At 71.0% G+C, this 21,587-nt stretch carries 23 protein-coding genes and 2 riboswitches; of the genes, 3 read left to right on the top strand and 20 right to left on the bottom strand.

The annotated features are described in order from the left end of the window. Nucleotides 1-16: 16 nt before the first annotated feature. The 11 genes from ACFSVL_RS44870 to ACFSVL_RS44820 all read right to left on the bottom strand — a co-directional run bounded on the left by ACFSVL_RS44870 (nt 17) and on the right by ACFSVL_RS44820 (nt 12,690). The gene (locus ACFSVL_RS44870) at nt 17-2,020 is read right to left on the bottom strand and encodes a multicopper oxidase family protein (RefSeq protein WP_378314015.1); all 2,004 of its coding nucleotides are present in this window, start codon (nt 2,018-2,020) and stop codon (nt 17-19) included. Next, the gene (locus ACFSVL_RS44865) at nt 2,017-2,232 is read right to left on the bottom strand and encodes an MbtH family protein (RefSeq protein ID WP_378314013.1); all 216 of its coding nucleotides are present in this window, start codon (nt 2,230-2,232) and stop codon (nt 2,017-2,019) included. The genes ACFSVL_RS44870 and ACFSVL_RS44865 overlap by 4 nt, the downstream gene beginning before the upstream one ends. 117 nt (nt 2,233-2,349) lie before the next feature. Then, a complete protein-coding gene (locus ACFSVL_RS44860; RefSeq protein ID WP_378314011.1) occupies nt 2,350-3,399 on the bottom strand; it encodes a FecCD family ABC transporter permease in 1,050 nt (349 codons plus the stop codon). Continuing rightward, nucleotides 3,396-4,439, bottom strand: a complete 1,044-nt coding sequence (locus ACFSVL_RS44855; protein ID WP_378314009.1) for a FecCD family ABC transporter permease — start codon at nt 4,437-4,439, stop codon at nt 3,396-3,398. The genes ACFSVL_RS44860 and ACFSVL_RS44855 overlap by 4 nt, the downstream gene beginning before the upstream one ends. After that, complete coding sequence (locus ACFSVL_RS44850) at nt 4,436-6,118, bottom strand: ABC transporter ATP-binding protein (RefSeq protein WP_378314007.1); 1,683 nt, start codon at nt 6,116-6,118, stop codon at nt 4,436-4,438. The genes ACFSVL_RS44855 and ACFSVL_RS44850 overlap by 4 nt, the downstream gene beginning before the upstream one ends. After that, a complete protein-coding gene (locus ACFSVL_RS44845) occupies nt 6,111-7,793 on the bottom strand; it encodes an ABC transporter ATP-binding protein (RefSeq protein ID WP_378314005.1) in 1,683 nt (560 codons plus the stop codon). The genes ACFSVL_RS44850 and ACFSVL_RS44845 overlap by 8 nt, the downstream gene beginning before the upstream one ends. Before the next feature lie 10 nt (nt 7,794-7,803). Next, nucleotides 7,804-8,655 (bottom strand): siderophore-interacting protein, encoded by an 852-nt coding sequence (locus tag ACFSVL_RS44840; protein WP_378314004.1) that lies wholly within the window; start codon nt 8,653-8,655, stop codon nt 7,804-7,806. Nucleotides 8,656-9,529: 874 nt separating this feature from the next. Then, nucleotides 9,530-10,018: a GNAT family N-acetyltransferase gene (locus ACFSVL_RS44835; protein WP_378314002.1), complete on the bottom strand. Its 489-nt coding sequence runs from the start codon at nt 10,016-10,018 to the stop codon at nt 9,530-9,532. 40 nt (nt 10,019-10,058) lie between these two features. Next, nucleotides 10,059-11,045, bottom strand: a complete 987-nt coding sequence (locus tag ACFSVL_RS44830; protein WP_378314001.1) for a zinc-dependent alcohol dehydrogenase — start codon at nt 11,043-11,045, stop codon at nt 10,059-10,061. Between the two features lie 121 nt (nt 11,046-11,166). After that, the gene (locus ACFSVL_RS44825; RefSeq protein ID WP_378313999.1) at nt 11,167-11,964 is read right to left on the bottom strand and encodes a helix-turn-helix domain-containing protein; all 798 of its coding nucleotides are present in this window, start codon (nt 11,962-11,964) and stop codon (nt 11,167-11,169) included. Nucleotides 11,965-12,000: 36 nt separating this feature from the next. After that, nucleotides 12,001-12,690 carry a nitroreductase family protein gene (locus ACFSVL_RS44820; RefSeq protein WP_378313997.1) on the bottom strand — a complete coding sequence of 230 codons (690 nt, stop codon included), beginning with the start codon at nt 12,688-12,690 and terminating at the stop codon, nt 12,001-12,003. 70 nt (nt 12,691-12,760) lie between these two features. Between ACFSVL_RS44820 and ACFSVL_RS44815 the strand changes: the two genes are divergently transcribed. Further along, nucleotides 12,761-13,663: a LysR family transcriptional regulator gene (locus ACFSVL_RS44815; protein ID WP_378313995.1), complete on the top strand. Its 903-nt coding sequence runs from the start codon at nt 12,761-12,763 to the stop codon at nt 13,661-13,663. Here ACFSVL_RS44815 and ACFSVL_RS44810 read toward each other — a convergent pair. From ACFSVL_RS44810 to ACFSVL_RS44800, 3 genes are all read right to left on the bottom strand, one after another. After that, nucleotides 13,653-14,465 (bottom strand): NmrA family NAD(P)-binding protein, encoded by an 813-nt coding sequence (locus tag ACFSVL_RS44810; RefSeq protein WP_378313993.1) that lies wholly within the window; start codon nt 14,463-14,465, stop codon nt 13,653-13,655. The genes ACFSVL_RS44815 and ACFSVL_RS44810 overlap by 11 nt on opposite strands. Continuing rightward, nucleotides 14,462-15,025 carry a TetR/AcrR family transcriptional regulator gene (locus ACFSVL_RS44805; protein WP_378313991.1) on the bottom strand — a complete coding sequence of 188 codons (564 nt, stop codon included), beginning with the start codon at nt 15,023-15,025 and terminating at the stop codon, nt 14,462-14,464. The genes ACFSVL_RS44810 and ACFSVL_RS44805 overlap by 4 nt, the downstream gene beginning before the upstream one ends. A 71-nt stretch (nt 15,026-15,096) precedes the next feature. After that, nucleotides 15,097-15,696 (bottom strand): nucleotidyltransferase family protein, encoded by a 600-nt coding sequence (locus ACFSVL_RS44800; protein ID WP_378313990.1) that lies wholly within the window; start codon nt 15,694-15,696, stop codon nt 15,097-15,099. Between the two features lie 111 nt (nt 15,697-15,807). On the opposite strand from ACFSVL_RS44800, the gene ACFSVL_RS44795 reads away from it, so the two are divergent. Beyond that, the gene (locus tag ACFSVL_RS44795; RefSeq protein ID WP_378313988.1) at nt 15,808-16,182 is read left to right on the top strand and encodes a nuclear transport factor 2 family protein; all 375 of its coding nucleotides are present in this window, start codon (nt 15,808-15,810) and stop codon (nt 16,180-16,182) included. Between the two features lie 190 nt (nt 16,183-16,372). Beyond that, nucleotides 16,373-16,492: riboswitch (glycine riboswitch) on the bottom strand. Continuing rightward, a riboswitch (glycine riboswitch) is annotated at nt 16,493-16,592 on the bottom strand. A gap of 33 nt (nt 16,593-16,625) precedes the next feature. On the opposite strand, the gene ACFSVL_RS44790 is transcribed toward ACFSVL_RS44795, so the two are convergent. Next, the gene (locus ACFSVL_RS44790; protein WP_009078853.1) at nt 16,626-17,207 is read right to left on the bottom strand and encodes a MerR family transcriptional regulator; all 582 of its coding nucleotides are present in this window, start codon (nt 17,205-17,207) and stop codon (nt 16,626-16,628) included. Between the two features lie 259 nt (nt 17,208-17,466). Here ACFSVL_RS44790 and ACFSVL_RS44785 point away from each other — a divergent pair, with 259 nt between their 5' ends. Next, nucleotides 17,467-18,099 (top strand): TetR/AcrR family transcriptional regulator, encoded by a 633-nt coding sequence (locus ACFSVL_RS44785; protein ID WP_378313987.1) that lies wholly within the window; start codon nt 17,467-17,469, stop codon nt 18,097-18,099. Nucleotides 18,100-18,138: 39 nt separating this feature from the next. Here ACFSVL_RS44785 and ACFSVL_RS44780 read toward each other — a convergent pair whose 3' ends face one another. From ACFSVL_RS44780 to ACFSVL_RS44760, 5 genes are all read right to left on the bottom strand, one after another. Then, nucleotides 18,139-18,612, bottom strand: coding sequence for a bifunctional nuclease family protein (locus ACFSVL_RS44780; RefSeq protein WP_009078856.1), 474 nt, complete (start codon nt 18,610-18,612; stop codon nt 18,139-18,141). A gap of 215 nt (nt 18,613-18,827) precedes the next feature. Further along, the gene (gene ftsR, locus ACFSVL_RS44775; RefSeq protein WP_378313986.1) at nt 18,828-19,598 is read right to left on the bottom strand and encodes a transcriptional regulator FtsR; all 771 of its coding nucleotides are present in this window, start codon (nt 19,596-19,598) and stop codon (nt 18,828-18,830) included. After that, a complete protein-coding gene (garA, locus tag ACFSVL_RS44770; RefSeq protein ID WP_009078859.1) occupies nt 19,595-20,065 on the bottom strand; it encodes a glycogen accumulation regulator GarA in 471 nt (156 codons plus the stop codon). The genes ftsR and garA overlap by 4 nt, the downstream gene beginning before the upstream one ends. A 125-nt stretch (nt 20,066-20,190) precedes the next feature. Further along, nucleotides 20,191-20,574: a glycine cleavage system protein GcvH gene (gene gcvH, locus ACFSVL_RS44765; RefSeq protein ID WP_378313983.1), complete on the bottom strand. Its 384-nt coding sequence runs from the start codon at nt 20,572-20,574 to the stop codon at nt 20,191-20,193. Between the two features lie 46 nt (nt 20,575-20,620). Next, entirely contained in the window at nt 20,621-21,217 is a 597-nt protein-coding gene (locus ACFSVL_RS44760) for a CDP-alcohol phosphatidyltransferase family protein (RefSeq protein ID WP_378313982.1), read from the bottom strand. Nucleotides 21,218-21,587: the final 370 nt, after the last annotated feature.

Raw genomic sequence — 21,587 nt, 5'->3', positions numbered from 1 at the left:
TCGTGGTGCCAGAAACTCAGTGGGAGTGGCCGCCGCCGGGAGCGGGCGGCAGTTCGCGGGCCATCGAGTCCGCGATCGCGATGACTTCCTTGGGCTGCACGAGAAACGGGCGCATCATGCTCATGTCCTCGTGCTCGAGCATGTGGCAGTGGTAGACGAACTTGCCGGTGACGTCGCCGAATTTGGCGATCACGTCGACCGACTCCCCCGCGTCCACGTTCACCACGTCCTTCCAGCCCGCCTGCGCCGGCGCGACCGGCGGGGCCTCTTTCCAGAACACCGGGGTGTCGGTGCCGCCGCCGATCCCGCCGCCGGGCAGGTCGATGAACTTGAAGCCGTCGATGTTGTAGTAACCGCGCTTCACCGGCTGGAACGCGCACACGTGGACGTGCATCGGATGCGGCCAGCCGGACCAGTCGAGATTGAGGAACCGCCAGCGTTCCCACGCGCCGGCCGGCACGGTGAACTGCGGCGGATCGGTCCACTGGTAGGCCATCCGCTGCCAGGTGACGACGGTGCCGTCCGCCTCCTTGACCTGCACGATGCCGTCGATCGGCAGCTTGCCCTCTGGCGGGCCGTCGATCCGCTTCATCTCCCACAGCCGGGCGTGCGAAACACCCACCGGAGTCAGCATGATCATCCGCTCGGCCTGCACCGGCTGCGTTTCGGCCACCCGCCGGAACGACTTCGCCAGCGTCTTCGGCAGCCGGAAGACCGGCGGCCTCCCGTACTGGGCGACGCGGAACTGGAGGAAGTCCGGCCACGGCCCCGGGTCGTAATTCACGTTGCGCAGCTTGAGGTTCCGCCCGGCCAGCGCGCGGAAGTCGATCAGCACGTCGGCACGTTCGGACGCGGCGAGGCTGAACCCGTCCCGGACGTCGACCGGCGCGCCGAGCAGGCCCGCGTCGGTGCCGATCACGAAAATCGTGCCCGGCGGGACGGGTTTGCCGTCGTCGGTGACCAGCTGCACGTCGTAGGGCCGGGTGTTGGACGCGTTGGCCATCCGGAAGCGGTACCAGTCCGGCTCGACGTCCCGGTACGGCCAGATCACGCCGTTGACCAGCGTGTACGGCCCGGCGAACGACCGCACCTGCTTCAGCGGGTCGGTGCTCATGATCGTGGTCTTGTGCAGCATCGTGCCGGTGAGCCGGTTCCGCGCGTCGGTGTCGAGATTCCGGTCGCAGATGACCAGCGGGATTTCCCGGTCCCCCGAAGGCAGCCGCAGCGCCTGTTCCTCGTCGTCGCGCACGAGGTACATGCCGAGCAGTCCCGCCATCACGTTCCAGCGCGTGATGTGCATGGCGTGGTCGTGGTACCAGAGCGCGGTCGCGGGCTGGTCGTTGCGGTACTCGACCAGCTGGCTGTGCCCGGGGAGGACGGCGTCCTCGGCCCAGCCGTCGCTGCTGCCGTCGCTGAAGTGCCCGTGCAGATGCGTCGACGTCCAGCCCGGCAGCGCCGCGACGTCCGCGCGCGGCGCGACGCCCTCGCGCCCCGGAACGTCCCATTGGTAGGGATTCGCGTTCTCGTCGAAGAGAATCTCGACGACCGGGACCGGCATCGTGCCGGTGATCTCGTTGCGCCACGTGACGCGCAGCGGGCGGCCGCGGCGCGCTTCGATGACCGGGCCGGGGAATTTCCCGTCGAATCCCCAGATTTTCGTCGGCGGGAGCTGCGAATGCAGCCGCACGGTCGCCGGGCGCATCCGGACGGTCAGTTCGCCCGCGTAGTCGCCGCGCGCCCGCGCCAGGTCCGGCAGCGGATCGCGGAACGGGGCCAGTTCGGTGACCGTGCCGCGGAACGGCGCGCCGGCCGGTTTCCCGTTCGCCGCCGGGCGGACCGGGCTCGTCCGGTCGCCCTGGGCCCGCGGCCGGACGAGCGCCTTGGGGTCGATCGCGACGGCTTCGCCGCGGCCCCTCGGCATGGCCTCCGCGGCCACCGAGCCGATCCCCAGCGCGAGCGCGCCCGCGCTGCCCGCCTTGATCAGGAATCCGCGCCGGTCGAAGCCTTCCCGGCCGCTCACGGCCGTTCGGCCATGCTTTCGACGAGGCTCTTCGGCCGCAGATCGGTCCAGTTCCGCTCGACGTAGTCCAGGCATTCCTGGCGGCTCGCCTCGGTTTTCGCGACCGTCCAGCCGGACGGCACCTCCGCGAAGACCGGCCACAGCGAATGCTGGTTCTCTTCGTTGACCAGGACGAGAAACCGGCCGTTCTCGTCGTCGAACGGATTGGTCATGGCAGCTCCCTCAGTAGACTTAGGGAAGGCTAGCCTAATTCGCTTTTCCGGGCTATAGGCCAGAAAAGTGACGCGGGCTGCACTTTTGATCAGTGCGGCCCGAGCAGCGCGGCGTGCTCAGGTGCGGCCCTTGCGCACTTCGCCGGCGAGCAGCCAGCCGAGATACAGCCCGCCGAGGACGAGCGTCGCCACGCCGACCGGCAGCTGCGTGCCCGCGATCAGCCGCTGTGCCAGCAGATCCGCCAGCGCCAGCAAGGCCGCGCCCATCAGCGCCGAGATCACCAGCGACGGCCCGGCCGAGCGCGCCAGCCGCCGCGCCGCCTGCGGAGCGGCCAGCGCCACGAACGAAATCGGCCCGGCGCAGATGATCGCCGCCGCGCTCAGCACCACCGACACCACGATCGCCCAGCGCCGCACCCGGCCCACCGCCAAGCCGAGCGCGATCGCCGGCTCCTCGCCGATTTCCAGCGTCAGCAGCGCCCGGCTCAGCGCGAAAGCCAGCGGCAGCACGAAAACCAGCACCACGGCCAGCAGCCGCACCTGGTCCCAGCCCCGGCCGTTGAGGCTGCCCACCAGCCAGATCTGCGCGTTGAGCGAATCGTTCAGGTCCGCCCGGCTCAGCAGATACGCGATCCCCGCGCCCAGCAGCGCGTTGATCCCGACGCCGACGAGGATCAGCCGGTACCCGCTCACCCCGCCGCGATAGGCCAGCAGGTACACCAGCACCGCGACGACCCCGCCGCCGGCCACCGCGCCGATGCCGGTGCCCAGCAGGCTCGAATCGCGCAGCAGCACGAGGCAGACCAGCGCCCCCGCGCTCGCGCCGCTGTTGAAGCCGACGATGTCCGGGCTGCCCAGCGGATTCGCCGACAGGCTCTGGAAAATCGCCCCGCTCACCGCCAGCGCCGCCCCGACCAGGAGCGCGACCAGCACCCGCGGCAGCCGGACGTCGTTGACGAAGTACCGCTGCTGCAGCGTGCCGTGCCCGCCCAGCGCGCGGAAGACGTCCGGCAGGCTGATCGCGTACTGCCCGGAAAGCAGGCTGGCCAGCACGATCCCGAGGCACAGCACGACGAGCGCGGCCGCCACCCACGCCGTCCGCCGGTGCACGCGCAGGGAAATCCGCCCGGTGCGCAGCGTCCATTGGCGGTTCGCCGTCGCGGTCACAGTTTCGCCAGCCGTTTCCGGCGGACCAGGTTGATGAACACCGGCGCGCCGATCACCGCCGTCACCACGCCCGCCTCCAGCTCCCCGGTCGGGAGGACCACCCGGCCGAGCACGTCCGCTCCCACCACCAGCAGCGGTGCCGCGGCCATCGAATACGGCACCACCCACCGGTAGTCCGGGCCGACGATCGCGCGCACCGCGTGCGGCACGGCGAGACCGACGAACCCGATCGGCCCGGCGGCCGCGGTCGCGCCGCCGCACAACAGGACGATGCCGAGCATGCTCAGCACCCGGGTCCGCCCGGCGTGCGCGCCGAGCGCACGGCCCGCGTCGTCGCCGAGCGCCAGCGCGTTCAGCGCTCCGGTGACCGAAAGCCCGATCACCGCACCGGCGACGAGGAAGGGCAGCACCTCCCACAGCACGTCGTAGCCGCGGTTGACCAGCGAGCCGATCGTCCAGAACCGCATGACCTGCCACGTTTTCGCGTGCATCGTGGTGAACGCGGTGATCACCCCGGTGAGCACCGCGGTCACCACCGTGCCGGCCAACGCGAGCCGCACCGGCGTCGCCCCGCCCCGGCTGCTCGCGCCGAGGAGGTAGACGAGCACGCTCGTCGCGGCGGCTCCGGCGAGCGCGAACCAGACATAGCCGGAAAGACTGGCTACGCCGAACACCGAAATCGCGGTCACGACCGCGACCGACGCGCCCGCCTCGACGCCGAACAGCACCGGATCGGCCAGCGGATTGCGGGTCACCGCCTGCATGAGCGCCCCGCCCCCGCCGAGCGCGGCCCCGACCAGCGCACCCAAGAGCGTGCGCGGAATCCGCTGGTCCCACACCAGATTCGCGTCGTACGAACCGTCGAAATGGAAGAGCGCGTTCCACACCACGTCGATCGGCAGGTGCTTCGCCCCGACCGCGACGCTGACGAGCATGGCCGCGAACACCAGAGCCAGTACGACGAACAGCCCGCCGATCCGGAGCGCGGTGAGCCGCCGCCGTTTCGCTTCCCGCACGCGCGGCATCTCCACGACAGTCATCGCTCACCCGCCAGTACCCGGCCGGATTCCAGCCGCACCGCGTCCGGCAGCCGGTCGATCGTCGACTGCCGGTGCGCGACGACGATCAGCGACCGCCCGGTGTGCAGCCGGTCCAGCGCCCGTTCGATCCGGTCGCCGGTCTCCGGATCGACGTCCGAGGTCGCCTCGTCGAGGATCAGCACCGCCGGGTCCACGAGCGCGGCCCGGACCAGCCCGATCAGCTGCCGTTCGCCCGCCGAGAGCGTTTCGCCGACCGGGGTGTCGAGGCCGTTCTCCAGGCTCGCGGCCCACTCGCGCAGGCCGAGGTCCTCGAGCGCCCGGTCGATGCGGTCGTCCGGCGGCGGTTCCGGGACGAGCCGGATGTTGTCGCGCAGCGTGCCCGCGACGAGGTGGACCCGTTGCGGCACCAGCATGACGCGGCGGCGCAGGACGTCCGGGTCGATCTCGTCCAGCGGGACCCCGGCGTAGCGCACCGAACCGCCGTCGACCGGGTACAGCCCGGCGAGGATCTTGGCGAGCGTGGTCTTCCCCGACCCGGTCGGCCCGACGAGCCCGGTGCGGGCCCCCGGCGGGAACGCGCACGACACCGCGGTGAGCACCGGAACGCCTGCCACGTAATGAAAGTCCACAGAGGACGCTTCGAGCGCGCCGCGGGCGGGCAGCTCGTCGACCGCGCCGGGACGCGACGGCCGCGCGGTGAGGTCGAGCAGGTCGAGCAGCCGGGCGAGACCGACGCGAGAGGTCTGCAACTGGCCGATCAGCGCGGTCAGCTGGTTGGTGGAATCGAACAGCTGGCGCATGGCGACGACGAACACCGCGACGGTGCTCAGCGGCAGGCCCCAGGCGAGCACGAGCCCGCCGCCGAAGACCAGGATCGTGGCGTCGGCGACGCTCTGCGCCAGGGTCACGCCGCCGGTGCGGAGGACGACGAACTCCGAGCGCAGCGCGGTCTTCCGGACGGCGGCCGCGTCGCGGTCGAACCGTTCGCGCCACTGGCTTTCCGCCCCGCGCGAGACGATCGCCTCCCGCGCCTGCAAGCCTTCCCGGTAGGTCGCGGCGACCGCGGCCCGCGCGGCGGCTTCGGCGGCGAACGCCGGACCGGCCCCGCGCTGGAACCACCGCATGATCAGGACGGCGAGCGGCAGGAACACCAGCACGACCACCAGCGTGAGCTGCCACGAGTACACGAGCAGCAGGATCGTGGTGAAGAGCAGATACCCGGTCACCGACAGCAGATCCGGCAGATCGCCGCGCACGAACGAAGCGAGGTCGGCGATCTCGGTGGTGCTGCGGCGGAGCAGGTCGCCGGAGCGCTGGGCCTCCAGGAAGCGCAGCGGCGCGGTGGAAAGCCGCGAAACGACGAGGTCGCGCAAGCTCTTGACGACCCGTTCGCCGGCCTTGGCGAGCCAGATCTCCCCACTGCGCAACAGAACCATCCGAGCAGCGACAAGCACCGCGAACGCACCGGCGGCAAGGCCGAGCCCCGCCACATCCCGCTGCGCGACCCGGTCGACAGCCCACCCGACCACCGACGGGACCAGCGTCAGCGCCAACGTCGCGGCCGTCCCGAGAGCGATCGCCACCGCCAGGACGCCGCGATGCGGCCGCAGAAACGGAACGATCCGACGAAGGATCCCGCGCAGACGCGGACTTTCGCTCAACAACAACGCCTCAGGCACGGCACGCTCCCACCGCATCCGCAGCAGGCAACGCCACGACCCGATCCGCCGCCTCGGCGACCGCGCCCCGGTGCCCGGCGAACACCACTGCCCGGCCCTCCCCCGCCGCCAGCCACTCCCGCAGACCCGCCAGGATCCGCCGCTCGGTCACGGCATCCACCGCCGACGTCACGTCGTCCAGCAACAGCACATCCGCGCCGTGCAGGAACGCCTGAGCCAGCGCCAGCCGCTGCAACTGACCACCCGACAACGTCGCTCCGCCCTCGCCGGTCTCCGTGTCGTAACCGTTCGGCAGCGTCACCAGGTGGTCGTGAATCGCCGCCGCCACACAAGCCGAACGCAGGTCTTCCTCGGTCAGGTGCGGCCGCCCCAGCATCAGGTTCTCGCGGATAGTCCCGGAAATCAGGCCAGGCCGCTGCGGCACGAAAGCCAGCCGCCGCCGGACGTCCTCGCGGGCGGCGGTGCGCAGGTCGGTCCCACCGTAGGACACGGTCCCGGCGTCCGGGTCCGCCCAGCCCGCCAGCAGCCGCAGCAGCGTCGACTTCCCCGACCCCATCGGACCGGCGAGCGCGACGAATTCCCCTGGGCCGACGGTGAAATCGAACGGCCCGATCGTCCGCCCCGGCCCCGGGCGAGCCTCGGCTCCCGACGCGACCAGCGCCGCCCGAGCAGGCAACGGCGTCCCCCGATCCTCAGCCACCGGAACGTCGAGTACTTCGGCGATCCGCCGCCCGGCCGTCAGCGCCTCGCCGAGCTGCGTGAACCGGTCGGTGAGCACACCGACCCACATGCCGAGCATCGCCATCCACGTCGTGAACGCCACCAGCCCGCCGATGGTCAGCGATCCGTCGATCGCCGCGCGCCCACCGGCCAGCAGTCCGACGGCAGTGGCCAGGCCGGGCACAAACGGCCCGGTGGCAGCCCAGTTCGCCGCCGCCCGTGCGGTCGCCATCGTCTCCTCGGCGACCGTCCCGCTGTGCTCGGCGTGCCGGTCCAGCAACGGCCCCGACCCGCCGATGCCGCGTACCGCCGCACTCGCCGAAAGCAGCTCCTCGACCGTGTCGGCCCGCGCCCCGTGCGCGGCCGCCAGCCGGTTGTTGGCCGCCGCGAACCGCTTGGGCAGCACGATGTTCAACGCGACCAGCAGCGGCACCGTGGCCAGCCCGACCAGCGCGAGCAGGCCGTCGAGCCGGCCGATCAGCACCAGGATCACGGCGAACCCGCCGAGGCCCGTGACCATCGAGGCGAACCCGGCCATCCAGTGCTGCACGAAGTCGACGTCGCGGGTGCCGCGGATGGCGAGATCGCCGCGGCCGAACCGCGCCGGCCCGCGCCGGTCCGTCCGCAGCCCCTGGTCCAGCAGGTCCGCGCGCAGCCCGTTCGACGCCGAGACCGCCGCGACGGTGATCTGCCACTGCATCAGCGCGAGCCCAGCGACCAGCGTCACCGCCGCGCCGACGACGGCCAGCGCCCAGCGCACGGTCGCGGTCTGGTCGCCGGCGTTGATCCCCTGGTCGATGGCGTTCTCCACGCAGAGCGGGAAAACCACCGAGGACAGCTGGAAGACCGCGCCCCCGGCGATCGCGGGCAGCACGTGCTTCCATTCCGCGCGCAGGCACCGGCCCAGCAGCCGGACGGCGGCGCGCGGCGACGTCGTTCCCCCCGTGTCGGTCACGTCGGCGGCCTCAGTCCTGCCCGGCCTCGAACGGCGCGTCCTCAGATTTCCCGTACCGCCAATAGCCGCAGAAGTCGATGCGCTTGCGGTCCATGCCGCGTTCCCCGACCAGGTGCCGCCGCAGCTCCCGCACCTGCCCCGCTTCCCCGGCCAGCCAGGCATACCCCGGCTCGGCAGGCAACTCGGCCTCCCGCACCGCCGCGAGCAGCGCCGCGCTCGTCCCGGCCGGAGCCCCGTTGCGCGGCAGCCAGGTCACGGTGACGTCGCCAGCGGTCCGCCACTCCTGCCGGTCAGCCGCGACCGGGACCTCAACGAAGACGTACGCCCGCTGCCCCGGAGCCAGGCTCTCCACAATCCCGCCGATCGCGGGCAACGCGGTCTCGTCGCCGGCGAGCACCTGCCAGGTCGCGTCGGCCGGGGCGCCGTAGTCCGCGCCCCGGCGTGCCGGATCGCCGTCGTCGGCGAACCGCGCGTTCGGCCCGTAGATCACCACCTGGTCGCCCGGCGCGACCGCACCCGCCCAGCGCGTCGCCGGACCGCTGTCCCCGTGCCGCACGAAGTCGACGTCGATCTCGCCCGCCCGCGCGGCCCGGATCGTGTAGGTGCGCATGTACGGACGTTCCGCGTCGGGCAGCTCCCGGTAGCGGCCGTACCAGTCCTCGCCGGTCGGCACCCGGGCACTGCCGCCCGGCTCCCTCGGCAGGAAGATCTTGATCCGCTGGTCCGGACCACACGTCGTGACGTCCCGCATCCCCGGACCGCCGAAGGTCACCCGCACCAGGCTTTCGCCGAGCGGTGCCACGGCCAGCACCTCCGCGTCGAAGTGCAGCGTCGGCTCGGTGCCGAGCAGATCGGTGGTCATGCGGGAACCAGCTTTCAGGACGGACGGATGCGTGGACCAAAGGTTAGCCTAACCATATTCCGAAGGGGAGGGGAAGAGGCCCGCGATCCGGACGATCGCCCGGCGACACCGGAAAACCGCCGGCCCGGCCGGCGAACACCACCCGTCTGGATCAACGCACGCACGCGAAAACCGGCCCTGCCGCCGGCGCGCGCGCGGAAGGGCCGACGACGTCAGCCGCGGAACCGAGCGGACGGCGGGCGAAGTCCGTGAAGGACCCCTTGAGGGACTCAAGCTGCGCGGCCTGGAACCTGCTGGACCATCCACAGAGGACACCAGAACCGCCGAAATGCCCGACTGGTGCCCGCATGACCACAGGTAAAGGTCCGTGAAGGACTCCTTGAGGGAACCAGATTCCCTCAAGGAGTCCTTCACGGACCTGGGCCCCGACGACAGGGCTTAAGGCGGCGCGATGGGTGCGGCCGAGGCGTGTCCACCCAGGCCGAACTGGCTGGCGGACCGGAGCCGACGCGGGCAACGGAAACTGGACGTGTTGTCCGTGAGGGGAACCCTGAGGGAATCAGAGTCCCTCAGGGTTCCCCTCACGGACTTGAAGAGACGGACATCATGGCGTTAATCGGGCATTTCGCTTACGTTTGCGTCCTTTATGGACGGTCAGCAGGCTGAGCCGCCCGGCTCAAGTCCCTGGCACGGGAATCAGGGTCCGTGAAGGGACCCCTCACGGACAACCCAACCCCGTACCCGCACCGGACCCGCCCGGAACGGCACCGGAACGGCCCTGGCCCTGGCCCTGGCCCTGGCCCTGGCCCTGGCGAGCATGGCACCCTCATTCCCTCAAGGAGTCCTTCACGGACCTAAGCCGGAAAGCACCGCCTCACGCGGCGTCGAGAGCGCGGGTGAACGCGACCCGGTCCAGACCGGGCCCGTCGTAGTCCGGCAGCACCTCGGACTCCGAGAACCCGAGCCGGGCGTGATACGCACGGGACGGGGTGTTCTGCGGGCTGGTGATGCACTTGACCTTGCGCACTCCCGAATCCCGGACCTGGCCGAAGAACCATTCGTACAGCGACCGCCCGATCCCCTGCCCGTGCAGTTGCGGGTCGACGCCCACGAAGTGGATGTACGCGGTGGCCGGGTCGGTCTGCGAGACGAAGCCGATCAGGAACGCCGCGAGCGTCCCGTCCGGACGCTCAGCCAGGCGGCTGGTCGTGGTGAAGTGCTGGAAGTACAGGCGCGGCACCAGCAGCGCCCGTTCCTTCGCACCGGCTTCGCCTTTCAGGCCGCCCCACCAAGGTCCCAGCGCGGCAAGCACCCGCGCGTGGTCGTCTTCGGTCGGCTGGCGGAAGGTCAGGTCGGCACTCATGCCCCGACCCTCTCGTTTCCGCGCCCACACGGCAACCTGGTTACCGACGCGGGTCCACGTGCACCTTCGGCGCACCGCCCGGCCGCTGCCCGCCGAGCACCGCTGCGACCTCGCCCAACCCGACCGTCGCCGCCACCAACGGCCGCGGATCGACCTCGCCGGACGCATAGGCGTCAATCGCCGTCGCCAACCCCGGCGACCCGCTCAGCACACCGATCGCGGTGATGTCCTTCAACGCCAACATCCGCGTGTCGAGCAGGCTCGGCCGCCCGGACAGTCCAATGTAGACAATCCGCCCGGACGGCTCGACCACCTCCGCCGCGAGCGCGGGCGCGGCGGGATCGTTCGTCGCGTCCACCACCGCGTCGAAGGGCGGCTCCGGAACGCTGGTACCAGCGGAAAAACCCAAGCCGCGGGCGAATTCCACCGACCACGGCGTCGCACCCACGAGATGCACCTCGCTGCCCGCCGCGCGCAGAAACAACGCCGTGAGCAACCCGATCGTCCCCGGGCCGAGAACCAGCACCCGCTCGCCCGCCGCCGCCCGCGCCGCGCGGCAAGCGTTGCCGCCCGGTTCGACCAGCGCGCCCGCGACGGGATCCAGCCCGCTCGGCAGTTCGTGCAGCGACCGCACCGGCACCGCGAGGCGTTCGGCCAGCGCACCGGCCCGGCCGCCGCGGATGCCGACCTCCTGCCGGTTCGCGCAGACGTGCTGGCGCCCGCCCCGGCAGCGCCGGCAGTCGCCGCAGCCGAGCATCGTGTCGCCGGTGACGCGGCGGCCCGCCCACGCCGGATGCACGCCGGGCCCGGTCTCGGACACCGTGCCGCACCATTCGTGGCCGAGCCGCATCGGGTACCGGGCGTGGCCGTCGGCGAGGTACTGCATCTCGCCGGTGAAGAACTCGACGTCGGTGCCGCACACCCCGGCCCGCTCCACGTCGACGACGACCTCGCCGACCCCGGCGACCGGCTCCGGCACCTCGGCCGGCCCTGCCTCCCCTGGCCCGGTCACCACGAACGCCCGCATGCCCCGATCGTACTGTGCCGATGGTTGCCAACCCGGCCACAGCCACGGCCGGATGACTTCGCAGCAACGGTTGCGTGCCGCGTGGGGGCCGGCCTGCTTTTGGCCGGATCGGCAACTGCGCTCAGCCGGTCACGCGCTCGCGCAAGAAGGCGGCGGTCGCCGGGTCGGCCGGGAAGAACGACTCGATGACCAGCTCGGCGACCGTCACGTCCAGCGGCGTCCCGAAGGTCGCGACGGTGCTGAAGAAGGTGAGTTCCAGGTCGCCGTGCCGATAGCGCAACGGGACGAAGATGTCGCCCGGGCCGGGGATTTCCACCTCGGGCACCTCGTCGTCGCACGGATAGCCGCGCAGTTCCTCCAGCAGCTCGGCCAGCCCCGCGTCCGCGGTCTGCTCCACCTGCCGGCGCAGCCTGCCGAGCAGATGCGCGCGCCACTCCCCCAGGTTCAGCACCCGCGGCGCCATCCCGTCCGGGTGCAGCGTCGCGCGCAGGACGTTCACCGACCCGGTCAGCAGGTCGGCCGAGATGCCCTCGGTGAGCAAGCCGAGGCTGAGGTTGGCGTCGACGAGATTCCAGCCGCGGTCGACCACCGCCGCCGGATACGGGTCGTGCCCGGCCAGCAGCCTCCGGACCGCCTCGCGGACCACGGCCATCTCCGGCGCGCCGATGTCCGACTCGCCGTACGCCGGCGCGTATCCCGCCGCGAGCAGCAGGCGGTTGCGCTCGCGCAGCGGGATGTCGAGGTGCTCGCCCAGCCGCAGCACCATGTCCCGGCTCGGCTTGGACCGCCCGGTCTCCACGAAGCTCAGGTGGCGCGTCGAGATGTCCGCCGAGATCGCGAGGTCGAGCTGGCTGATGCGGCGGCGGTCGCGCCATTCCCGGAGCAGCTCGCCGACCGGGGCCTTCACCGATGTCGTCACCCGTCCGACGCTATGGCCTCGCCGGGCTCTGGGCCATTACCCCCGGGGTAACGGCGCGTGCACCACCAGCGCCTCGCCGAGCGGTTTGCGGTCGAGGTCGGGCACCTCGCAGTCCGGCGCGGGATAGCCGACCGGGAACAGGATGTACGGCCGCTCGGTGACCGGGCGCGCGAAGACCTCGTTGAGGAACCCCATCGGATTCGGCGTGTGGGTGAGCGTCGCGAGGCCCATCGTGTGCAGCGCGGTGATGAACATGCCGCACGCGATGCCGACGCTCTCGTTGACGTAGTAGTTCTTCCGCAGCGAACCGTCCGGCAGCGGCGTGCTCTTCTGCGCGAAGGCGACCACGAGCCACGGCGCGATCTCCAGGAACTCCTTGTGCTCGTCGGTTTCGAGCCGGGCGAGCGCCGCGTGCCAGTCCGGCGCGTTCCGCTCGCGGTAGAACTTCCGCTCCTCGATCTCGGCCGCCTCGCGCACCGCCCGCTTCACGTCCGGATCGGCCGTCGCGACGAACGTCCACGGCTGGTGGTGCGCCCCGCTCGGCGCGGTGTTCGCGATCCGCACCGCGGTCTCGATCGCCTCCAGCGGCACCGGGTCCGGCGAGAACCAGCGGACCGAACGGCGCTGGTCGAGCAGCCGGTACAGCTCCTGCCCGCGCGCGAGGCTTTCCGCCGGGGACAGCCGCGGCGGCGCGTACGGGACGAACGGGTGCGAATGCCGGGTCATGCCCCGACCCTGCCGCGTCCGCGGTCATCGGTCCAGTTCACATTTCTGCTGAAGAACCTAAGCTGAACTGATGTCTCCCTCGTTGCGCCAGCTCGAGTATCTGGTCGCGGTCGCCGACACCGGCGGCCTCACCTCGGCCGCGGACAGCTGTCACGTGTCGCAGTCGGCGGTGTCGCTGGCGATCGCTTCGCTGGAACGGACTTTGGGCGTCCAGCTCATCCTGCGCGGCCCGGGCCGCACGACCGCGCTCACCGACGCCGGCCGCCAGGTCGTCGGCGAGGCCCGCGCGGTGCTCACGTCGGTCGCCGAACTCGGCACCGCCGCCCGAGACCTCGGCCAGGACCTCGCCGGCCGCCTCAATTTCGGCTGCTACACCCCGCTCGCGCCGCTGCACGTCCCCGCCGCGCTCGCGACCTTCCGCACCCAGCACCCGGAAGTCGACGTCGCCTTCGCCGAAGGCACCCTGCCGGACCTGCAGCACCGCCTGCTGGAAGGCCGCTGCGACCTCGCGGTGCTGTACCGCCAGGACCTCGTGCCCGGCATCGCGGTGGACAAGCTGTACGACCAGCCGCCGAGCGTGCTCCTCCCGCCGGACCACCCCCTGGCCCGCCGCAAGACGGTCTCGCTGCGCGCCTTGGCGGACGAGCCGTTCGTCCTGCTGGACGTACCGCCGTCGGAACGCTATTTCCGGGACGTGTTCGCCTCCGTCGGCCTGCCCATGCCGGTCGCCCACCGCACGACAAGCTTCGAACTGGCGCGGGCGTTAGTCGCCCGGGGCCTCGGCTACACCCTTTCGGTGCAACGCCCGCCGCTGGAGCTTTCCGTCGAAGGCACGCCCTTCGCCGTCCGCCCACTGCGAGAACGAGTCCCGACGACGCCGGTCGTCCTGGCCCGCGCAGAGGGTGCGCGATTGACCCGGCGAGCCGAAACCTTCCGCACCTTCTGCCGGGAGTTTTTCGGCGCTAGAGCGTAATACCGCGCGGTTCGCGCCCGAGCAGCTCGGCCAGCACCGGACTTGTCTCGGCGAAATGACCTTCGCGAGCGGCCTGGAACAACGTCAGCGTCATCCGCGCCTCCGGTCCCCTTGCGGCCCACTCCTCGTCGTCCACCACCACGCGTTTCACCTCGCGCCCGATGACCCGCGAGGCCGTCTCGGCCACGTCGTCCAACGTCACCGCCCGCCGCGCGGTCAACGTAACCGGCCCGTCGAACGCCCTGTCCTCGGCAAGCAGGACCGCCGCCGCCTCCGCAAGGTCAGCCCGATCCGTCCACGACACCGGCCCGTCCGCCGGTGCCTCGATCAGCCCGCTCTCCCGCCACGGCCCGAGCAGCCAACCCAGGCTGTGCGCGTAAAACCCGTTGCGCAGCGCCGTCCACGCAACACCGGACTCCGCGAGAATCCGCTCCGTGGCGGCATGGTCCGCCCCCGGCGGAAACGGCGTGTCCGGCCGGGAATTCTGGTGACTCGTATACAGAATCCGTTGCGCCCCAGCCGCCACTGCCGCCTCAACGCCAACGCGATGCAACCCGGCCCCGTCCGCCCGCGGATCGTTCGAGGAAACCAGCAGGACTTTTTCGGCCCCCTCGAACGACTTCCGCAATGCCGCCGGGTCCGCATAGGCCCCCTCGCGCACCCGCACCCCACGCTCCGCGAAATGCCGCGCCTTCTCGGCATCCCGCACACTCACGCCGATCCGCTCCGCCGGAACCCGCTTCAGGAGGTGCTCCACCGTCGCCCCATTGAGCGCACCGGTCGCCCCCATAATCACGATCATGCCCGATCCTCCTTCTGCCTCAGCAACGGCAGCAGAATGTCGTCCACGAGATGCCGCACAAACCGCTCGTCGCACCGCTCCCCGGCGACCACGATCCGATGCACGATCACCGCCGGCGCGACCTCGCCGAACAACGCCACCGCACCAGGAGCCAGCTCCGCACCCGGCAGCAGATCTGTCATCGCCGCCTCGTCCCGGCGCAAAATCCGGCGCATCTCCTCCGCCAGCCGGGGATCGCCGCGCATGCCCGCGAACAACGCACCCAGCACCCCGATCTCCTGCTCGGCGATCTCCCGGGCCAGCCACCCCACGACCGTCAGCAGGTTCTCCCTGAGCCCGCCCGCCCCCGTCTCCGGTGGCGTGCCCCCCTGCCTGCGCTCGACCGCGACCGCGACCAGAGCCGCTTTGTCCCGGTACCGCCGGTAAACCGTCGTCTTCGCCACCCCGGCCCTGGCCGCGATCGCCTCGATCGACAACTGGTCATAACCGACCTCGGTCAGCAACTCCAGCGCCGCCGCATGAATCGCGTCGTCCCGCCGGGCATCACGCGGCCTGCCCACACCTTCCACCGGCGCCTCGTTTAGATACGCTACCGTTTCGTATCGAAACTACGCCCGGCCCGGCACCCCCGTCAACCCGGCCACGGCAACACGGTCAACTCCGGCCATTGTTCCTGCCACCGCCGGGCTTTCGCCTCGTAACTGCTCCGCGGCGCCTGACCCGGATTAGGCCGGACAACAAGGTTGAACACATCAGCGAACCCGTGCGGCGCATAGACCTGCCACTCCCCGCCGTCCCCCACCCGAATCCCAAGACACGGCGTCGTAGACGGGAACGAGTCGATCGCCGCCTCAGTCGACGAGTACGGCGCACACGGCACCCCGAAGCGGTCTTCGTACCAGAGATGCACCCGCGCCTCGTTGCGGATCTCCACCGTGGCCGGGAGATCCCCGAACCTCCGGGCACCCTCCTCGATCACTGAGTTTTCCGCTTCCCAGCTGAGATCGGAGCTGTCGAAGTAGAACAGGTCGTAGTCCTTGATGCCCTCCGCAGGCGGACGTCCGGTCACCACGTTCCACACCGTCTGGCAGAGACAGCCCGCCGTCAGATACCAGCCGGGAAGCGCCAGCTCGGCGGCCCGCGCCAGCACCTCCGGCACCAGCTCGTTGCGAGTCACGATCTCGCGGAATTTCGCCAGTTGCCCGTCGATCGCGAGCCGCCCGTAGTCCATGCCCCCGGTTTAGCACGGCGAGCCGGTTACCTCCCGGGTAATCGACCAGCCGCCGCGCTTCGGACAGGCTTGGCCCTACCGAAACCGGGACGACACAAGGAGAACCCCGAAATGACCACCACCGCCCCGACCGCCGCCGACCTCGCCCGCCGCTACGTCGACGTCTGGAACGAGACCGACCCGCAGCGCCGCCGCCGGCTGGTCTCGGAGGTCTTCGCCCCGGGCGCGACCTACACCGATCCCCTCGGCGCGGTCGCCGGACAGGACGAGATCGACGGCTTCATCGGCGGCGCGCAAGCGCAGTTCGCCGGGCTGGTCTTCAGCCTGCCCGCGGAACCGGACGCGCACCACGACCTCGCGCGCTTCCAGTGGCACCTGTCGGCCCCGGGCGCCCCGGAGCCGATCGCGATCGGCTTCGACGTGGTCGAGATCTCGGACGGCCGGATCGCCAAGGTGCACGGCTTCCTGGACAAGATTCCGGGCTGACCCTCGACAAGCGGCGGCCGCGATGTGGTCGAGACCACATCCTGAGGTTCAGACCACCCGGGAGGTCTGAACCTCACCCGCCGCGCCAGAACGCCGAAAACTCGCCGGCCGCGCGGAAATTCCCAGTCTCACCGGGCCACGACACCGGGCCCTCACCAGCCACGCCGCGACGCACGCGCGGAAACGTGGGCCTCCCCACTCTGTCCGTACCCCGCGGGGCGCCTGAGAGTTTCACCCGCGTGGATACCCGGGTTTGCACCGTCGGCGGCATCGGCTGGTGGTCTCCTGCCGATGCGCTTTCCAGAGGCGTCTCGTCCGCGCGGTCCAGGGTGCCTGAGAGGTTCCGGGGAGGACTTGCTCCTTCGGCGCCGGTCCGGGGATGCCGGTCCGGTCTCTCCCGCGCGGGTTCGTCGATCGCGCGCCCAGTCTAGCGCGGACCAAGATCAGCCCGTGCGGCGGGCGTTGCGGCGCTGGGTCAGCTCGTCCGGCACGACGGCCTCGACCAGGCCGCCGTCGGCGCGTTCGGCCGGGAACTCGTGGATCGTGCCGCTGATCTCCTGCATCGCGCCGCTGACCGCGATGCCGAACACGCCCTGGCCGCCCTGGAGCAGATCCACGATCTCCTCCGGCGAGGTGCATTCGTACACCGTGGTGCCGTCGGAGAACAGCGTGACCTTCGCCAGGTCGCGCACCCCGCGCACGCGCAGGTGGTCCACCGCCACGCGGATGTTCTGCAGCGAGACCCCGGTGTCCAGCAGGCGTTTCACGACCTTGAGGACCAGGATGTCCTTGAACGAGTACAGCCGCTGCGACCCCGAACCGTGCGCCGTCCGGATGCTGGGCGCGACCAGCTTCGTGCGCGCCCAGTAGTCCAGCTGGCGGTAGGTGATCCCGGCGATCTGGCAGGCCGCGGGACCGCGGTAGCCGACCAGTTCGTCGGGCAGCGAGGCGTCGGGGAACAGCTCGCCCTGCTCGCCGTCGGCGACAGGTCCGGCAGGTATCTCCGGACGACCAGCCTCGACCACCGCAAGCCTCCCCTCGCCCGGCCTCGCGGCGGGGCGTTCGACAGGCCGGTCGAGCCCAGGATCGGGTTCGGCCGGGGAAAACTGCCACGAGCGCGCCGGGTCGGCGAATCACATCGTGGCGATTTACCGCCTTTGACGGTAAGGCTGCGCCGCGAGCCGGTCAACGCGACGCGCGGCGGACCTCAAGGTCGTGTCGAGGCTTTGGCCCGTTCGCCGTACGGGATTGACATCTTTTACTCAGCCGAGTAACTTATTACTCATGCAAGTAAACATCGACACGCAAGCCGAACTCGGCCTCAGCGTCACCGAGGCCACCACCCGGGCGCAGATCATCGGCGCGACCATCGCCACGATCGCCGACCAGGGCTACGCGCGCACCACCTTCGCGCGGATCAAGGAGCGGGCCGGGCTCAGCAGCACGCGGCTGATCTCGTACCACTTCACCAACAAGGCCGGCCTCATGCAGGCGGTGCTCAGCACGGTGTCCGAGACCAAATCGGAATACCTGCGGCTGCGCAGCGAGGGCATCGACCCGGCGGACCGGCCGGGGAACCTGCGCGCGTACATCGAAACGTCGGTCGCGTTCCTGCGGGACTACCCGCAGTGCGAGCGGGTGCTGGTCGAAATGGCCGCGCACGCCGACGACCGCGACGGCTGGGCGATGACCGGGATCATGGTCGGGCAGCTGCGCACCGGCTTCCTGCAGCGGCAGCTCGACCAGGGCCGCAAGGAAGGGGCGTTCGGCGACATCTCGCCGGAGATCGTGGCGCTGTCCATCGCGCAGGCCATCGACGGGGTCGCGGCCGCGTACGCCGCCGATCCGGCGGTGGACCTGGATCGCTACGGCCGGGAGCTGGCGGATCTGTTCGCCCGCGCCACCGCGGCATCGTGACCGTGTCGCCGCCCGGCGGGCAACCGCCGGGCGGGCCGGTCAGGTGTCGGCGCCGCGGAAGTCTTCCGGGGACACGGAGTCGAGGAACTCGCGGAACTTCTCGACCTCGTCCTCCTGCTCGTCCGGGATGATCAGGCCGGCTTCCTCGAGCACCGCGTCGACCGCGTGGATCGGGACGCCGATGCGCAGCGCCAGCGCGACCGAATCGCTCGGGCGGGCCGACACCCGGATGTCGCCGTCGAAGACCAGTTCCGCGAAGAACGTGCCTTCCTTGAGGTCGGTGATGACGACCTGCTCCAGCTCGCGGCCGAGCGCGCCGATGACCTCTTTGAGCAGATCGTGGGTGAGCGGCCGGGCGGGCCGGACGCCTTGCTGTTCCAGGGCGATCGCGGTGGCTTCGACCGAGCCGATCCAGATCGGCAGGTACCGCTCGCCCTCGGTCTCCCGCAGCAACAAGATCGGCTGATTGGCGGGCAGTTCGACCCGCACGCCGACGACGCGCATCTCGCTCATCGGGCTTCGCCTCCCTCTCGTGCACACGGGCCGCAGCGCTGGCGACGGCTGACGACCGTTGTCTCCGACGCTACCCGTCATCCGGGCGCTGTGCTCGCTCGCAGCGGACATTCTCGGTTCGTGGTCTCGCGAACCGTCTCTCACGGTACGGCATCCCGGCGCTGAGGTTCAGTCATTGACAAGTGCCGGGAAACGCGTCTCGGGCATACAGCCCGTCAGTCGCCGGCGACGCCGCGGATGCCGGCTTTGACGAGCAAGGTGTGCAGCGTGACCGACAACGCGGCCAGCTCGCGCACGACCTCGTCCGCGCGCGCCGCCGCGGTGGTCGAATGATGCCGGTACACCGGGGTCACGATCTGCTCCAGCAGGCCGACCTCGCGGTCGGCCGCGGCGCGGAACGCGCGCAGGTGCCGGGGTTCGAGCCCGAATTCGGTCATCGCCTTGACCGTGCGGGCGATGAGCACCGCCTCCGGGCCGAAAAAGCCCGCCGCGCCGGGGCGCAGCAGGCCGTACTGGCACAGCTCGGCCAGCGTCGCTTCGTCGATGCCGGCTTGCTCCAGCAGGTCTTCCTGGGTGAGCCGGTGGTCCGGCCCGGTCTCGAAGTCCGCCGCCGAGGGCAGTCCCGCCGGATCGCTTCCGTCGCCGAGCGGCACGAGCCGCCGCGGCAGCTGCGGGGCCGCCGGGACCGGCGCGGGCGGCGGCACGCCCGCGTCGGCCGCGTCGAGCTGTTCCTTGATGACCTTGAGCGGGAGGTAGTGGTCGCGCTGCGCGGACAGCACGTACCGCAGGCGCTCCACGTCCGCAGGCGAGAACTGCCGGTACCCCGAGGGCGTCCGGCCCGGGCGGACCAGGCCTTCCGCCTCGAGGAAACGGATTTTCGAAATCGTGACATCGGGGAAGTCCCCGCGCAGCTGCGCGAGCACCGCCCCGATGCTCAACCCGTCCCGCCGGGCCTCCTGACGACCGGGCTGCCCGGCCGCCGTCACTGCGCCCCCTGGCCCCCGTGCCCCGGGCCGGTCAGGAAGACCAGGCGGAACTTGCCGATCTGCACCTCGTCGCCGCCGGCGAGGACGGCCTGGTCGACCGGCTCGCGGTTGACGTAGGTGCCGTTGAGGCTGCCGACGTCGATCACGACGAACTCCCCGCCCTCGCGCCGGAATTCCGCGTGGCGGCGGGAAACCGTGACGTCGTCGAGGAAGATGTCGCTGTCGGGGTGCCGTCCCGCGCTGGTGGTGTCGCGGTCGAGCAGGAAGCGGGAGCCCGCGTTGGGCCCGCGCTTCACGACCAGGAGGGCGGAACCCGGCGGCAGGGCGTCGACGCCCTGCACCGGTGCCTCGGCGGCCGGCGCGGACTCCTGCTGGCCTTCCATGTCGGCCAGGAAATCGGCCCGGAAGACAGAGGTCCGCTCCGGAGACTGCTCCGGGGGAACGCCGGGCCCGTCGTTCGTGCTCACCTGAGCTCTCCTCTACGCATGAAGTGTTGTCGTCGACCAAGAACGTGTAGCTGTCAACGTACCGTGCCCGACCGGCCCGGAACCCTCGGGCTCCCCTTGAGGCTCACCGCGCCCGGCCGAACGGGTCAGCCCTTGATGAGCGCCTGGTACGCCTCGGCCTCGAGCAGCGCCTCGAGACCGGCCGGGTCGTCGAGCCGGATCTCCACGAGCCAGCCCTCGCCGTAGGGGTCGGAGTTGATGAGCTCCGGCGAATCGGCGACCGCGGCGTTGACCGCCACGATCTCGCCGTCGACCGGCGCGAACAGTTCCGAGACGCTCTTCGTGGACTCGACCTCGCCGAACGGGTCGCCCGCCCCGACCTGCTTGCCGACCTCGGGCAGGTCGACGAACACGACGTCGCCGAGCTGGTCCTGCGCGTACTCGGTGATGCCCACCCGCACGAGCGAACCCTCGCGGGCCGCTACCCACTCGTGCTCCTCGGTGTAGCGCAGTTCTTCCGGAGTGGTCAACGCCGCTCCCCTTCCTGGTGCTGGCTTTCCTGCCGACAATCTTCCATCACCGGGTGCGCAGCGCGCGAGCCGCCTGCACCACGTAGAGCGCGCCGGACCAGACATACAGGACGCCGCCCCAGACCATGAACGCGTACGCGATCGGCCGCGCGACCGCCGCGACGTCCGAGCCGCCCTGGGTGAGCAGCAGGAACGGGAAGGCGTACATGAGGACGAAGGTCGCGCCCTTGCCGATGTAGGTCACCTCGGGCGGCGCGAACCCGCCGCGGCGCAGCAGCATCACGCACACGCCCAGCACCAGCTCGCGCAGCACCAGCGGCGCGACGACCCACCACGGGATGATGTCGCGGATCAGGAAGGCGACGAGCGTGGCGAGGATGTAGAGCCGGTCCGCGGCGGGGTCGAGCAGCTGACCGAGCCGCGACATCTGGTCCAGCCAGCGGGCGAGCTTGCCGTCGAGCCAGTCGGTGAGCGCGGAGAAGACGAGGATGGCGAGCGCCCAGCCGTCCTCCTTCGGGCCGAGCAGCAGCCAGAGGAACACCGGGACGCCGGCCAGGCGCAGCAGGGACAGCAGGTTGGGCACGTTGAGCGCCTGCCGCCACAGGGAGGGCTCGGTTTTGGGCTCGTCGGGGACCGTGGTCACGCGGCCAGCCTAGAGCGGGCGGGATCGCGAGGTTTGTCCTGGCGGGGTGAAAGGCGGGGTTCGCCGGTCCGGGCCGGGGGTTCCGGCGGGCGCGGCGCACTCGGAGTGGCGTGGGGCGCGTCGTGCGCACCCCACCCGGCATTCGGTGCGTCGCATGCGGCCGAGGCGGCGTTGGGTGCGCCGCATGCACCCGAGGTGGCCTGCGGTGCGTCGCGTACGCCCGGAGTGACGTTGGGTGCGTCGCGTGCGCCCCAATGTGGCATTGGGTGCGTCCCACGCACCCAATGTGGCGTTCGGTGCGTCGCACCTGGATCCACCGGTGGAATGTGGTGGGGCTGGTATGTCGTGGGCACGCAGATGCCCTCTGGCC

It is taken from the genome of Amycolatopsis silviterrae (assembly GCF_042684085.1).
Classification (GTDB): domain Bacteria; phylum Actinomycetota; class Actinomycetes; order Mycobacteriales; family Pseudonocardiaceae; genus Amycolatopsis; species Amycolatopsis silviterrae.
Note: the sequence above shows the minus strand (reverse complement) of the source record. Positions and strands in the feature narration are given on the sequence as shown.